Here is a 15,861-nt window from a genome sequence, read left to right as displayed (position 1 = left end):
GTTATCGGGAACATCGCCAAAAATATCCCTGAAAAATCCAACTTCCAGTTCTCTTGAAAATACATTTTTCAAAATAATCATTACAACAGGCCCAATCAGGAATCCCATTACACCAAAAATTTTGAATCCTGAGTACATTGAGATTAGTGTAATTAATGGATGGACTCCTAAATTTTGGCTTACCAGCTTTGGTTCCAGCATTTGTCTTACAGAAAGGACAAATAGGTAAATTATTATTAGGGCAATACCTAATTTTATGTCAGATAGTGCAAAAGAAATTACTGCCCATGGAATTAAGATTGTTCCTGCTCCTAATATTGGGAGTGTATCGATTATACAGATTATGATTGACATTAATAGGGGATATGGTACATTTAGCCCTAAAAGTGATAGTAGATTTAAACAGACTATAAGTTCAAAAAAACATATTGTCATTAAAATAATCTGTGCCTTGATATATGAGCCAAGAACTGTAAACATATCAGTTTTTATATTGAAAACTTTATCTAGCCAAGACTTTGGAAGCTGCTGCTCTAGGAAAGATACAATTTCATCCCTGTCAAGACTTATAAAGAAAGTTGCAAGAATCGTTATACAGATATATAGAATTACAGTCGGAATAGATGTAATAAAACTTATCAGCCCTTTTATAAATCCTCCAAGTTTTGAAGAGCCTGAGGAAATAAAACTGTTTATCGTATCATTTACTTGCTTTGTGAATCCTGACGGAAAATTTCCAAGATAAGTATAAACTTTTGCCATGCTGTCAGTCCATAATTTTTGTGTTATTTCGCTATAACTGTTAAGATTTTGCGATAATTTATAAATTTCACTTATCAATTTTAATGATCCCCAGCCAATAATTCCAAAGAATATCAATAAAAATGTTACAATAGAAATTATTGTGGACAGCTTTTTTGAAAGCTTTAACCTTTTTTGCAAAAATCGTGTAAACGGCCGTGTCAATATTGAAAAAAACAACGCTATCGTAAATGGAAACAAAAATATCCCAAGTTTAAATGCTAAAAATACAACTAGCAAAATTAAAGCAATATAAACGAGAAAATATAATTTTTTAAAGTCAAAATTTTTGTAACTTGCCATATAATCTACTCCTTTTTTATTTATTGAATTTATCATTTTATAGATTATTATATAATAAATACAGCAAATTGTAAATCTGTAATTTTTTCTAATTAGTTGTATTTTTTTTAATGTATGTTAAAATATTCTAAAATTTGTTATATAAATAAAAGTGAAAGCAGGTATAACATGTACAGAAAAAGATTAAAGAGAACTAAAGAAATTGAAGATGTTTTAAAAAAATTAAAAGGAAGAGTAGGTAATTAATATGAGAAAGACAAAGTATTTTATTATGGTATTTATCTTTTTATTGTTTCTAAATTCGTGCGGCTATCTTCAATATGCCTATGAACAGGCTGTAGTAGATTATGGTGGAACTCCCTCCACTTATACTGATGGTGATGCAGATTCTTATAGAAAAGATGGGCCACAAGCAATATATAATCCTAAATATAAACAGAAAATAGAATTATTGTTACAAGATATAGTAAATAGAGGATTAACAGAAAAAAATATATATTATGTTGATGGAAAAGAAATTGTATTATGGTTACCAGAAGGAGTGATAATGGACAAATTTTCACAAACTTTTAAAGATAAAAGAACAGGATATGGACTTCCTTTCAGTATTAATTATAAGAGAGAATGCCCAGATCAGATTATCACGAATGTAGCAAAAGAATATGATGGGTTAAAAGTTGTTTCTGACTCAAAAGATTATATTTATATATATTCTTTTTATTCAGAAGAACGTTTTAAAAATGCAAAGGAAATATTAATAAAAATTAAAGAAAAAAATGGATTTACTCATCGTTGTAAAAATGGTAAATTCGATTAAATTATTTGAAATAAAATTGGTTTTGTACTAAATTTCATTTTTAAACTAAATTCAGGATTAGATAATCGTTGTGAACTACAGCGATTATTTTTTTGTGTTGCTATAAATTGTTATGTTGTTGAATTGTACTGGAAATTATGGTAATATATTAATTAAATAAATGTGTTGATTAGAATTGAGGAGGAGAAATAAATGTATAAAGTATTAGTTGGGGAATATATTGATGATGAGGCGATTGCAGGGTTGCAGGAAGCTAGAGATGTGAAAGTTGATGTGAAAGTTGGAATTTCACGTGAAGAAATTTTGGATATAATTGGTGAATATGACGCTCTTATTGTGAGAAGTGTTATAAAAGTAGATAAGGAACTGCTGGATAAGGCAAAAAATCTGAAAATAGTCGGACGTGCTGGAAATGGTACAGATAATATCAATATTCCTGAGGCGACTGCACATGGGGTAATTGTTGCGAATACTCCTGACAGCAATACAGTTTCGGCTTGTGAAATTGCGATTGGATTAATGCTTGCCTCTGCGAGAAATATTGTTGCGGCAAATAATTTTATAAAAAGTGGAAAATGGGAAAGAGAAATATTTGTAGGAAGCGAGATGTTTGAAAAAACATTAGGGATTATCGGACTTGGAAGAATTGGTGGACTGGTTGCTACGAGAATGAAAGCGTTTGGAATGAAACTTGTTGCTTATGATCCGTATATTTCAGATGAGCGTTTTAAGAGATATGGCTGTGAAAAGGCTAAAACATTGGATGAGCTGTTGGAAAAAGCAGATGTGATAACTATTCATACGCCTAAGACTAAAGAAACTGTGGATATGATAAACACTGAAAATATTCATAAGTTAAAAGACGGTGTAAGGCTTGTAAATGCGGCACGTGGAGGGTTATTTAACGAAGAGGTTGTGGCTGAAGGATTAAGAAGTGGGAAAATTGCGAGTTTTGGATACGATGTTCACACGGTTGAGCCACGTTCTGAATGTATTCTTTATGAATTTGAAAATGCAATTACAACGCCACATATTGGAGCGACTACTTATGAAGCACAGCGAAATGTAGGGACTCAGGTTGTAAAACAGGTATTAAATGGACTTCGTGGGGAAATAGTTGAAACGGCTGTGAATCTGCCTGCAATTGGAAGAGAGGAATTTTTAATTGTAAAACCATTTATAAATCTGGCTGAAAAATTAGGAAAAATTTATTTTCAAATTGAAAAAACTCCAATTACAAATGTTGTACTTAATTATTACGGAGAAATTGCCGAGCAGGAAACTGCACTTGTGGATTCGACAGCAATAAAAGGGATTCTGGAGCCAGTTTTAAAAGAGGAAGTTAATTATATTAACTCAAAACCGCTTGCTGAAAAAAGAGGGATTAATATTTCAATAAATAAAAAGGAACATAAATATAAAAATTATTCTTCAGCAATAGAATTTGTAATAACAAATGAAGAAGGCAAGAAAATATATGTTGTCGGAACAATCGGAATGAATAATGAGGAAAGAATTATTAGCATAAAGAATCACGATGTAGATATGGCAATTTCTGACAATATGATTTATTTAGGAAATGAAGATGTGCCAGGAGTTATCGGAGCTGTGGGGGCAACACTTGGAAAAGAAAATATAAATATTGCCACAATGAACGTAGGTAGACGTGAAAACAGTGCAATTATGTTGCTTACAGTAGATAGTGAAGTTGGTAAGAAATCATTGAAGGAACTTAGAGAACTGAGTCAGATAAAATGGGCTCATTATTTGGATTTGACAATATAAAATAATAAAATTGAAAGTGTTAACCTTAGAATTAAATTGCAATAGTAAGAAGATAGAGTAAAGATATACTCACAGCAAATAAAATAACAGCAACTTTGAAGAAAGGGTATAGATGAGTAAAAAAGAATTTTCGTATGATTTATTAGAAATTAGTAATAGGTCCATAAATAGAGATGTAAAAGAGGAAATTTTTGAAAAAAATAGCGAAAAGGCTGGAAAGAAAGCATATTGCGAGAGTGAAAAATATAAATTAGAAAACAAAAAAAATAATAAAAACAGAGTAAATAAAAAGTATTGCAATGTTGTAAATAAAAAGATTATATCAGATAAAAGAATAATTGTAACATCGTTAATGGCAGGTGCTGCAAGCTTGCTGAATGCGGAATCGTCTGAAACCTTAAAGCCATCTGGGTATACGGTAAATTATAATGAAAATACGGGAAATAATGAAAAAACTGACAAAAAGTCAAATTTTGAAAATGTAAAAAACGTTTTGATAAGTCAAAACTTAAATAAAACTGGAGCAATAGATACTGAAAAATCAGACAGGATTAAAGTAAGACCTGCAACAAAGGAAGACAATATCAGATTTTCATTTAATGCAAAATTTGATATGCTGTTATCAAAACGAAATTCAAAAAATGAATCAGAAAACAGTATTAATACAAGTAATACTGGAAGCACTTTTACATCACCTGTAAACACAGGCGCAAGTTCAGGCATAGGAGCTTCATCAACGCCATCAGCACAGACAACCAGGGTAATAAATCAGCAAATATTGATACCCATATATAAATACCCCCATTCAAATGATCCTTACTGGCAGCAAGTGACAAATATGGGTGGTTCAAAAATACCTTATGTTGTCTTGAATCCATCAAGTGGACCAGGAACGGTAGTCGATGCAAATTATGTTCGTCAAATTTCATCAAACATTAATTCAGGAATAAAAAATATAGCTTATGTAGCGACTGGATATCAATCAAAAAGTGCAGCAGACATTATTGCAGATTTAGATAAATACGGAAATTTATATGGAATGAACAATTTTTCGGGAGTTTTTCTGGATGAAATGGCAAGCGGGACAGATGCAAATGCAAGATATATGGAAAATGTCTATAAAAGCATAAAATCAAAATATCCTAATTTAATGGTTGTAGGAAATCCTGGAAAAAGCATAACTGATTCAATTGCACCATATTCAGATATATTTGTAACAAAGGAAGTTAGTGCCAGCACATATCTAAATAATTATCGTGCACCAAGCTCGGCCTTTGAAAATAACCCTGCAAATGCAAATCGGATTATGCACATTATTTACGGGGCGACTCCAGCACAATATGATGAAATTATAAGATTGTCGAGAGAGAGAAATGTTGGATGGCTATATATTGTAAATGATACAAACTATAACAACTTGCCAACCAATTTTTCATCATTAGTTGATAATATAAACACTCCTTTAGTTGTTCCTGCGCTTTCACAAAATTCTAATAAACTAATGACTAGAGTTGCTTCACCATCGACTTTGTCAACGCAAACGCCATTAGAAGCTCCAAGATCAAAAGTCAATCTTGATTTAGTAAAAAATATTAAATCTTCTATTTTTCAAAATTTACAGAACACAGAAGAAGGCAAGACGGATATTGATTTTACATACATTGGGAACTTTAGCACAGACTACAAAGATAAAAAAAGTAGCGTAGAGTATGATTCAGACAGCAGAGGAATATTAATTTCAATTATGAAAAACTTTGGTAAATTTACAGTTGGTGGAGGTTTAGGCTATCAAGATTCAAAAGTAAATTATAAAGGAAATTTTGAAGGAATAGATGAAAAAATAAAGTCACATCAGTTTATATTAAGCGGAAAATATGAATTTAATGACAATATTGACTTAACAAATGTATTAACATATTCTGGCAATAGTCATAAATTTAAAACAGAAACAGGCGCTGGGTTAATGAATGATGTAAAATATAAGTCACAAATTTTAGATTATACTACAAAATTAGGATATAAATTTTTTATAGATAATGGATACGTAAAGCCATATATAGGTTTAGCGGCGATAAGAGTCTCTGAAGGTAAAATGGATAAGCTAGATATTTCAGAATCAACAAAAAGCGGTTTAGAGTGGTTGCTTGGAGTGTATGCTGAAAAAACAATTGGACAATTTGACATATTTGGGAAGGCTGAATATGGACTTAGAGCTAAAAAAGACTCATATCACGGCAAAAGAAATTATGGAAATTATAAAATAGCGCCTTTATCTTATTCGAGAGGTGTATTTAATGTTGAATTAGGAACAAACTATAGAATAAATGATTATGTGAAAGCAAGTCTTGGATATGGACTGGCAGATTCAAAAAACAGCTCAATAAAATTGGGATTAGAAGCAAGTTTTTAGGAGCTAAAAAAATTAAATATCAGAAGGAAAGAGTAAAAAAACGAAAGGAGATAAATTGAGAAGAGTTAGATTTTTCTCAATTTTAAAAATAAAATGGGTTTAAAATTTAAAGTAAAAGTACCGGGAACATCAGCTAATATTGGTGTGGGATATGACTGTTTGGGAGTTGCATTGGATTACTTTTTGGAGCTGGAAGTGGAGGAAAGTGATAAAATTGAATTTTTGGAAAATGGAGAGCCGTTTTCGATTCCGATTGAGGAAAATTTAATTTTTGAAGCGATAAAATATACAGAAAAGTATTTGGTAAAAAATATTCCAAGCTATAAGGTAAATATTGTGAAAAATGATATTCCGATTTCACGTGGGCTAGGAAGCAGTTCATCGGCTATTGTCGCTGGTATTATGATTGCAAATAAATTTGCTGGTAATGTGCTGGATATTAATGAGGTGGCAAGACTGGCTGTGGAAATGGAAGGGCATCCTGATAATGTGGTACCCGCAATCTTTGGTGGAATGGTACTTACTGCACATGATAAGGAAAACCTTGTATACAGTTCATTAATAAATTCTGATGACTTATGTTTCTACGTAATGATTCCAGATTTTAAATTATCGACAGAAAAAGCAAGAAGTGTCTTGCCAAAAACATATCTAGTTTCTGATGCAATAAATAACATCTCAAAACTAGGTTTACTTGTAAACGCCTTTAACAAAGGAGAATATGACAACTTACGTTTTCTTTTAGGCGATAAAATCCACCAGCCTTATAGATTCGCATTAATAAATGATTCAGAAAAGATCTTTGAAGCCTCTAAAAAACACGGTGCATTGGGAGAATATATAAGCGGTGCAGGGCCTACATTGATTTCCTTGAATTACGACAATGATGAATTTTTGGAAAATATGAAAAAAGAACTTGCAGAATTATCGGATAACTGGACTATTGAAAAGAAGAAAATCAATTTGAAGGGTGCGGAGGTTTATTGATTTTATAAAAAATTAATCTTTCAAAGCTTATTTACATATTTTAAGATGTGTGCTAAAATAGTTTTGTTAGGAGGATAAATGTCTTCAAAGGAAATTATTAAAATGTTGGAAAAAGATGGCTGGGTATTAAGAAAAATAGTTGGTAGCCATCATCATTTCAAACATCCTAACAAAATTGGCAAAGTTACTGTTCCTCATCCTAAAAAGGATTTGACGGCAGGAACAGTAAACAGTATCTTGAAATAGGCTGGCTTGAAATAGCCAGTTTGTTCCACTAAAATGGGTTAAAAGGAGTGATAAATCTATGAAATATAATTATTATGCAGTCTTTGAAAAAGAAAAAGATGGGAAATACAGCATTTATTATCCTGACTTACCAGGTTGTTTTTCATGTGGAGATAATATGGAAGAAGCATTATATATGGCAAAAGATGCTTTGGAAGGGTATTTATTAATTTCTGAAGAAGATAACGAATTTATAAGGGAGCCAAGCACATATTACGAACTTGACAAAAATTTAAAAGAAAATGAAATATTACAATTAATAACAGCAGATACAGATTTTATAAAAAAGTTAAATATTTAGTGAAAATGGAGAAATTATTATGGCTATAATTGTAAAAAAAGGCGAATTAGCAAAAATAAATAAAGGAATGTCACAAAAGGGCTTGACTGAAAGACGTACTTATACAGTAAAAGAATTTCCAGAAAGTAATCTTTCAAAAAAGGCTGAAGAAGCCTTGAATAAAATATTTTCATCTATGAAGTAAAAGTATTGGAAGTAGATTTCAAAAAGGATACTGAATTACAAAATTTGTTTTTTGGTATCTTTTTATTTAGGAGAATAAATTTTGACAATAATTTTTAAAAAAATTTTGAAAAATCAAAAAAATGTGGTACAATAAGTTCGTGGTAAAAATTCCTACCACTACTAAAAATTAAAAAAGTAGAGAAAAATCTATTCAAAGTCAATAAAAATGCACATTAGGAGTTACGGAAAATGTCAAAAAAACAGCAAAAAATGATAAAAATGTTAAAGTAAGTTATCCATTAAAATAAGGTTTAGAAAATAACAACTTTTATATAAGGTTGTTTTTTTGTTTGAGAATAAAATTAGGGGGTTGAAAAAAAAGCGAAAATGTGTTATTATAATTGTAGAAAATAATTTTAGGTAGAGAGTGGGTTAGCCCACTCTTTAGTTTTAGATATGAGGTGTAATTTTATGGAACAGATTTTAGATGAGTTTGAGAAGAAAATCGAACCGCATTTAAAGAATCTGAATCTGGAATTGGCAGATTTGGAATATGTGAGGGATGGGGGATATAATTATTTGAGAGTATATGTGGAGAAACTAGATGGAACTACTACACTTGATGATTGTATTGATTTTAGCCGTGAGATTGATGGGATTGCGGATGAATTGATTGAGGAGAAGTTTTTTCTAGAGGTTTCAACACCTGGAGTTGAGCGTAGATTGAGAAAACCTAAGGATTTTGTGAGATTTTTGGGAGAGAGAATTAACGTTCAGGCTAAGAGTAACATTGATGGGGTGAAGAGATTTTTAGGAAAATTGGAAAAATTTGAGAATGATACGGTTTTCCTTTTAGATGATAAATTGGAAAAAATAATGGAAATACCACTTTCTAAATTAAAGAAAGCAAATTTAATATATGAATTACCAAATGGCATATTAAATAGTGAGGAGGAATGATGAAAGGGCGAGATCAAAAAATATTTTTGGAAGCACTTGATGAACTTGAAAAAGAAAAGGGAATTTTAAAGGAAGAATTGCTGGAAACAATAGAAACCGCATTGCTTGCGGCATACAAAAAAAATTATGGTGAAAAGGACAATGTAAAGGTAACAATTAATAGAAATAGTGGAGATGTAAAGGTTTATTCACAAAGACTGATTGTAGAAAACGTAGAAAATCCCGAAGAGGAAATTAGTCTGCAAGATGCAATTTCTGTTAAAAAGCGTGCTAAACTAGGAGATATTCTAGATTTGGAAATTAATGCAGAAAATTTTAAGAGAAATGCTATTCAGAATGCAAAACAGATTGTTGTACAAAAAGTTAGAGAATGTGAAAAAAGAAATATCTTTAATAAATTTAAAGAAATTGAAAATTCAATTGTTTCTGCAAATGTTAGAAAGACTGATGAAAAAGGAAATTTGTATGTGGATATAAATGGACTTGAAGCAATTGTACCAGCAAAGGAATTATCGCCAGTAGATGTATTCAGGCAAGGAGATAGAATTAAAATTTATATCGGTGCTGTGGAAGAATCTACAAAATTTACAAAAACTTTTGTTTCAAGAAAATCTGAAGAATTACTTCGAGGACTGCTTGAATTAGAAGTTCCTGAAATTTATGAGGAAATTATTGAAATCAGAAACATCGCAAGGGAAGCGGGAAGCCGTTCTAAAGTGGCTGTTTACTCAAATGATGAGAATCTGGACGTTAAAGGTGCATGTATTGGGCGTAATGGAATGAGAATCCAAAATATTATCGATGAACTTTGTGGAGAAAAAATCGATATTGTTCTTTGGAATGAGGATATAACGGAATTTGTAAAAAATGCCTTAAATCCTGCAGAAGTTCTGTCAGTAGAAATCATTGAGGAAGGCGAAGAAAATATGAAAGTTGCAAGAGTGCTTGTAGCAGAAAATCAGTTATCGCTTGCAATTGGTAAAAAAGGTCAAAATTCAAGGCTTGCAGCAAGACTGTGCGGTGTAAAAATTGATATCCATACAGAGCCATCTGAGGTAGAGGAGAATAGAGAATTTGAAGAAAAAAGTGCTTTTGGGGATTCGTTAGATGAAATAGAAAGCATTGAAAAATCTGATAATCTGCAAGATGATTATGAAGTTGAAGAAAGTGCGTTTGCCGTACTTAACGAAGATGGTGAATAAAAAAGATCAATTTTAAATTAAATTGTATCAAACAAGGAGATGAACGGATAGTTTGGATACATTGAATAAAAATGTAAAAGAAATAAACAAGCCTGAAAGAATGTGTATATGTTGCAGAAGAAAAGGTCAAAAAAATGAATTTTTTCGGATAACTGAGCAGGATGGAAAATATATTTTTGATAAGGAAATGAAAGTTCAGGCAAGAGGATTTTACGTCTGTAAAACGAACGAATGCATTGAAAAGCTTTCAAAACATAAGAAATATAATATTGAAATTGAACAGCTAGTAAAAATGCTGGAGCAAGTAAAGAATGAAAAGAAAAACATAATAGATATTTTAAGGCCAATGAAAAATTCTGAATATTTTGTGTTTGGAATAGATGAAGTTTTTGATGGAATAAAACGTGATAAGATAAAACTTGTGATTATTCCATCAGATATAAAGGCAAAATATATTGAAGAATTTGAAAAAATGAAAAAAAATTTTAATTTTGAAATTATATTTATTGAAAAGAAAGAAGAATTAATAAGACTTTTTTCAAGAGATGTAAATGTCATAGGTATTTTTAACAAAAAAGTAATAAAAGGAATATTAAGCAAAGTGGAGGTGATGAATGGATGAAAGTGCATGAATTAGCAAAGGAAAATGGTTTTACGGCAACAAAATTTATGGAGGAAATCAGAAAATTTGGGGTAGATAAAAAACACCACATGAATGTACTAAGTGATGAAGAAGTAAGCCTTATAAGGAAAAAACTTCAAAAAGGTGTCCAAAATAATCAAAATAACGGTAAAACGGAGAATCTGAATAAAAAAGAAATTAAATCAAATGAAAATATTGCAAAAATAGTAAATAGCCATTCAGACAATCAAAAAAACAATAGTATTGAACATAATAAAATTAATGAACAAGAAAACATTAATAAAAATTATGACAAATCAAAACAGCCATTGGAAAAAGATATTAAACTAAATGCAGAAAATAAATCAGATAATAGTAATAAAAATAATCTGAATAATACAAAAGATTTAGATAATAATAAAAATCATAAATATGAGCAGTCAAATAAATTTGATAAAAAAGAAAATAAAAAGAAAATGGAGATGAAAGTTAATTTGAGTAGTCAGAGTAATAAAATGAATGAAGTAAATAAAGATAAGCAGAATTTTCAAAATAGAGAGAACAGAGAAAATGGAGGAAGAAACTTCCAAAATCGAGACAATCGAAATAGGGAAGACAGAAACAAAGACGGATTTAGAAGAGAAGGAAGAGATAATTTCAGAAAAGATAATAGAAACTTTAACAGAGATGGAAATTTTCAATCAAGAGATAGCCGTGATAACCGAAGCTTCCAAAATAAAGACAATCAAGACAATAGGGAAAATGGAGGAAGAAACTTCCAAAATCGAGATAACCGAAACAGAGAAGATAGAAACAAAGATGGATTTAGAAGAGAAGGAAGAGACAACTTCAGAAAAGATAATAGAAACTTTAACAGAGATGGAAATTCTCAATCAAGAGATGGCCGTGACAACCGAAGTTTCCAAAGTCGAGATAGAGATAACCAAAGTAGCACAAGAAACTTTAGAGACAGACAGGACAATAGAGGATTTTCTGATAAAGGCGGATTTAATAAGGACAGAGATGACTTTAGAAGAGAAAGCCGAAGTTTTTCTAATGCTAAAAAGGAGCCAGCATCTGAAATTCCTTCAGCATCAGTAGCTGAAAAAGGGAAAGCTGGTGGAAAAGGAAAAGGAAAATTTGAGAAGAAAAAATACGAAAAAAATAGAAGAGACAGAGAACATCAAGAAAAAGAACTTCGTTCAGACTTTAGAAAAGACGACAAAAAGAAAAAGAAAAACAAGAAACAAGAAAAAGTTGTCAAAGATGAAATTGTTAGAATTGAAGGAGAGAGCATAGGAATGATAACAATTGGAGAAGAGATTGTTATTAAAGATTTAGCTGAAAAACTAGGAATTAATGTTTCTGATATAATTAAAAAATTCTTTATGGAAGGAAAACTTCTTACTGCAAATGCAATTTTATCATTTGAAGAAGCCGAAGAAGTGGCTCTTGAATATGAAGTAATTGTAGAAAAAGAAGTAGTTGAAGAAGTGAGTTATGGTGAAAAATACCAGCTTGAGCAGGAAGATACAGATGAAGAACTTGTAACAAGAGCACCTGTTATTACAATAATGGGACACGTTGACCACGGTAAGACATCATTATTAGATGCACTTAGACACACAAATGTAATGGGTGATGAAGCTGGAGGAATCACACAAAAAATAGGAGCTTATCAAGTAAACTGGAAAGGTCAAAGAATTACATTTATTGATACTCCAGGACATGAGGCGTTTACTGAAATGAGGGCAAGAGGAGCGAATATTACAGATATTTCGATTCTAATTGTAGCAGCTGATGATGGAGTAAAACCTCAAACTGTAGAGGCAATTTCTCATGCTAAGGAAGCAGGAGTTCCAATAATCGTTGCAATTAATAAAATTGATAAACCAGGTGCAGATCCTATGAAAGTCAGAACTGAATTGACTGAATATGGACTGATGTCACCTGAATGGGGAGGAACTACTGAATTTGTTGAAATTTCTGCAAAACAGAAAATTAATTTGGAAGAACTTCTTGAAACAATACTAATTACAGCGGAACTTGAAGAATTGAAGGCCAATCCAAATAAACGTCCTAAAGCGGTTGTAGTAGAGTCAAGACTGGATCCAAAAATGGGAGCAGTTGCCGATGTACTTGTGCAGGAAGGGACACTTAAAATTGGAGATGTGTTCGTAGCAGGGGAAGCTCATGGTAGAGTCCGTTCAATGCTTGATGACAGAGGTAAAAAAATAAATAAAGCCATTGTTTCACAGCCAGTAGAAATTACAGGATTTAATGTTGTGCCAAATGCAGGTGATGTTTTATATGGTGTAGAAAGCGATAAGCAAGCTAAAAAAATTGTAGAAGACTTTATTAGAGAGAAAAAGGTAAACGAGCAGAACAAGAAAAAACATATTTCACTAGAAAGCTTGTCTCAAGAATTAGAAGAACAAGAATTGAAAGAATTGAAATGTATTATAAGAGCTGATTCAAAAGGGTCTGTTGAAGCACTAAGAGAATCGCTTGAAAAACTTAATACTGAAAAAGTTGTAATTAATGTAATTCAAGGAAGTGCAGGAGCTGTAACAGAAGGAGACGTAAAACTTGCAGAAGCATCAAATGCGATTATAATTGCATTTAATGTACGTCCAACAACACCAGCTAGAATCATTTCTGAAAAAATTGGAGTAGAAATTAGAAACTATAACGTAATCTACCATGCAACTGAAGAAATTGAGAAGGCAATGAAAGGAATGCTTGATCCTGAATTTAAAGAAGTTTACTATGGAAGAATAGAAGTTAAGCAAGTGTTTAAAGTATCAAATGTTGGAAATATCGCTGGAGCAATCGTTGTTGATGGAAAAGTTACAAAAGATTCAAAAATTCGTGTAATTCGTGATGGAATTATCATTTTTGATGGTGAATTAGGTTCGTTAAAACGGTTTAAAGATGATGTTAAAGAAGTTGTAATGGGACAAGAATGTGGAATTGGTATCCAAGATTTTAATGATATTAAAGCTGGAGATATTATTGAATCGTACATTATGGAAGAAATCCCAAGATAACGAATAGATAGGTGATAATTGTATGAATGATAGAAGAAAAAGAGGACTGGAAAAGGAAATATCAAGAATTATCGGAATGACACTTTTAACAGAAATAAAAAATGACAAAATAAAAAATCTTGTATCAATTCACAAGGTTGAGCTGACAAAAGATGGAAGATACCTTGATTTAACATTTTCGGTACTAGATTTGAAAGATAGGGTAAATAAAGAAAAAATCGCCGAAGATTTGAATAAGTTAAAAGGTTTTTTTAGGAAAAAAATAGGTTCACAGCTGTCGATAAGATTTGTTCCAGAAGTGAGAATTCATTTGGATGACAGCGTTGAATACGGAGTAAAAATTGCTTCGATATTGAACGAAATAAAAAAGGATGATCACAATATTGAATAAAAACATGGATCTGCTTTAAAAATATAGAACTAGTTTGATTTTGAAGCAGTCCTTCAACTAAACAAAAAAGGAAGCGATTAATCTTGTAATGAAATGGGAATTAAAAAGCTATAATGAAGATTATTTGACAACAAAAAGTTCTGAATTTGGTGAAAGCAGATTAATTTCAAGGCTGCTTTTGAATCGAGGAATTGACACAAAGGAAAAAGTTTCTAAGTTTTTAAATTCAGATAAAAAAGATATTCATAATCCATTTTTATTTGAAAATATGGAAAAAGTCGTAGAAAGAATAAAAAAAGCTGGGAAAAATAAAGAAAAAATTGTAATTTATGGAGATTATGACGTTGATGGTATATCTGGAGTAGCATATCTAGTAATAATGCTACGAAAATTGGGACTTAATGTTGATTATTATATTCCAAATCGTGTTCACGAAGGGATAGGTATAAATAAAAACCTTTTAAATTTTTTGAAAAAACGGGATGCAAAATTATTTATAACAGTTGATATTTCAATAAATAACCATGAAGAGATATTAATGTTAAAAAATAGCGGTATCGATATAATTATAACAGATCATCATAGGCAGATTGGAGTTCTGGAAGATAAGAATCAGGAAAAAGAATTGGGTATTCTTACAATAAATCCAAAGACTAGTAAAACTTATCCAAATAAATCTCTCTCGGGTTCAGGAGTTGCCTTTAAACTTGCTGATGCTATTTATGAAAGATATGGTGCAAATAAAAAAATACTATATGATTATATGGATATTATAATGATCGGAACAGTTGCAGATGTTGTACCAATGACTGATGAAAACAGGTTTATCATAAAAAAAGGACTAAATAATTTAAAAAAAACCAAAATAAAAGGTTTAAAGTATATTATTAACTATTTGAAGATAAATCCTAGAAATATAACAACTAGCGATATTGGATTTTTTATTGCACCAATTTTTAATGCACTTGGAAGAATTGATAATTCAAAAATTGTTGTAAATTTCTTTATTCAGGAAGATGACTTTAAACTTTTCTCGATTATTGAGGAAATGAAGCGAGCTAATAAAATCAGACGTTATTTGGAAAATGAGATTTATAATGAGCTGGAAGAAAAAATACAGCGCCTAGAACGCCCGAAATATATTTTTATGAAAAGCAGAAAATGGCATTCTGGCGTAATTGGAGTAGTCTGCTCAAGAATCTCGATAAAATACAATATTCCAGTAATTCTTATTTCAATAAAAAATGGATATGGAAAGGCATCATGCAGAAGTATTGAAGGAATTAACATTTTTGATATTTTAAAAAGCGTGTCGGATAAATTGGAGCGATTTGGAGGACATGACTTGGCGGCAGGATTTCTTGTTTCAGAAAAATATTTAGGTGAAATTGAAAAACATCTGCGGCAAAGACTTGCAAGAAAAAATAGGGAAAATGTGCAAAAAACTTTGTATGTTGATGCATGGTTGAATATTGAGTATTTAAACAAAAGAAAATTACATGAAATAAATAGGCTGTCGCCTTTTGGGCTAGATAATCAGGAGCCGAACTTTATGGATTCAGACATTAATTTTCTAAATTTAACGAGATTTGGGATAAATAATCGACATTTTAAAGGATTTGTCAGAAAAAATAACCGTATTATTTCAGTAATTGGATATAATTTAGGACATAAATTGAAAGCAAATAATTTTTATAAGAAAAAATTTAAAATAGTTTATACTCCGATATTTAAGTCAGGACATTCAGATTTATTTATCGAATTGAAAATAAAAGATTTTAA

14 protein-coding genes are annotated in these 15,861 nt (G+C 30.9%); 13 read left to right on the top strand and 1 reads right to left on the bottom strand.

Annotated features, from left to right (window positions below):
- The coding region (gene ytvI, locus Q0370_RS00550; protein ID WP_299570645.1) for a sporulation integral membrane protein YtvI at positions 1-1,104 on the bottom strand (1,104 nt) is incomplete at its 3' end.
- Between the two features lie 247 nt (positions 1,105-1,351).
- On the opposite strand from ytvI, the gene Q0370_RS00545 reads away from it, so the two are divergent.
- From Q0370_RS00545 to recJ, 13 genes are all read left to right on the top strand, one after another.
- Positions 1,352-1,921, top strand: a complete 570-nt coding sequence (locus Q0370_RS00545; RefSeq protein ID WP_299570643.1) for a hypothetical protein — start codon at positions 1,352-1,354, stop codon at positions 1,919-1,921.
- Between the two features lie 192 nt (positions 1,922-2,113).
- Positions 2,114-3,706 (top strand): phosphoglycerate dehydrogenase, encoded by a 1,593-nt coding sequence (gene serA, locus Q0370_RS00540; protein ID WP_299570641.1) that lies wholly within the window; start codon positions 2,114-2,116, stop codon positions 3,704-3,706.
- Between the two features lie 112 nt (positions 3,707-3,818).
- Positions 3,819-6,116: a spherulation-specific family 4 protein gene (locus tag Q0370_RS00535; protein WP_299570639.1), complete on the top strand. Its 2,298-nt coding sequence runs from the start codon at positions 3,819-3,821 to the stop codon at positions 6,114-6,116.
- Between the two features lie 93 nt (positions 6,117-6,209).
- Positions 6,210-7,103 carry a homoserine kinase gene (gene thrB / locus Q0370_RS00530; RefSeq protein WP_299570637.1) on the top strand — a complete coding sequence of 298 codons (894 nt, stop codon included), beginning with the start codon at positions 6,210-6,212 and terminating at the stop codon, positions 7,101-7,103.
- Positions 7,104-7,181: 78 nt separating this feature from the next.
- Complete coding sequence (locus Q0370_RS00525; protein ID WP_299570635.1) at positions 7,182-7,349, top strand: type II toxin-antitoxin system HicA family toxin; 168 nt, start codon at positions 7,182-7,184, stop codon at positions 7,347-7,349.
- Positions 7,350-7,407: 58 nt separating this feature from the next.
- Entirely contained in the window at positions 7,408-7,689 is a 282-nt protein-coding gene (locus Q0370_RS00520) for a type II toxin-antitoxin system HicB family antitoxin (protein WP_036087903.1), read from the top strand.
- 19 nt (positions 7,690-7,708) lie between these two features.
- A complete protein-coding gene (locus tag Q0370_RS00515) occupies positions 7,709-7,873 on the top strand; it encodes a hypothetical protein (RefSeq protein ID WP_172618771.1) in 165 nt (54 codons plus the stop codon).
- A gap of 452 nt (positions 7,874-8,325) precedes the next feature.
- Entirely contained in the window at positions 8,326-8,814 is a 489-nt protein-coding gene (gene rimP, locus Q0370_RS00510; RefSeq protein ID WP_299570628.1) for a ribosome maturation factor RimP, read from the top strand.
- Positions 8,814-10,016 (top strand): transcription termination factor NusA, encoded by a 1,203-nt coding sequence (nusA, locus tag Q0370_RS00505; RefSeq protein ID WP_299570647.1) that lies wholly within the window; start codon positions 8,814-8,816, stop codon positions 10,014-10,016. Before rimP ends, nusA begins: the two co-directional genes overlap by 1 nt.
- A gap of 52 nt (positions 10,017-10,068) precedes the next feature.
- Entirely contained in the window at positions 10,069-10,638 is a 570-nt protein-coding gene (locus Q0370_RS00500; RefSeq protein ID WP_299570626.1) for a DUF448 domain-containing protein, read from the top strand.
- Positions 10,635-13,688 (top strand): translation initiation factor IF-2, encoded by a 3,054-nt coding sequence (gene infB, locus Q0370_RS00495; protein ID WP_299570624.1) that lies wholly within the window; start codon positions 10,635-10,637, stop codon positions 13,686-13,688. The genes Q0370_RS00500 and infB overlap by 4 nt, the downstream gene beginning before the upstream one ends.
- Before the next feature lie 22 nt (positions 13,689-13,710).
- Positions 13,711-14,079, top strand: coding sequence for a 30S ribosome-binding factor RbfA (rbfA, locus tag Q0370_RS00490; protein ID WP_021745015.1), 369 nt, complete (start codon positions 13,711-13,713; stop codon positions 14,077-14,079).
- 88 nt (positions 14,080-14,167) lie between these two features.
- On the top strand, positions 14,168-15,861 hold a 1,694-nt coding region (recJ, locus tag Q0370_RS00485), incomplete at its 3' end, for a single-stranded-DNA-specific exonuclease RecJ (protein ID WP_299570620.1).

The organism is uncultured Leptotrichia sp., assembly GCF_938036635.1.
Classification (GTDB): domain Bacteria; phylum Fusobacteriota; class Fusobacteriia; order Fusobacteriales; family Leptotrichiaceae; genus Leptotrichia; species Leptotrichia hongkongensis.
The sequence above is the reverse complement of the archived record's forward strand: the minus strand, read 5'-3'. Positions and strand labels throughout refer to the sequence as shown.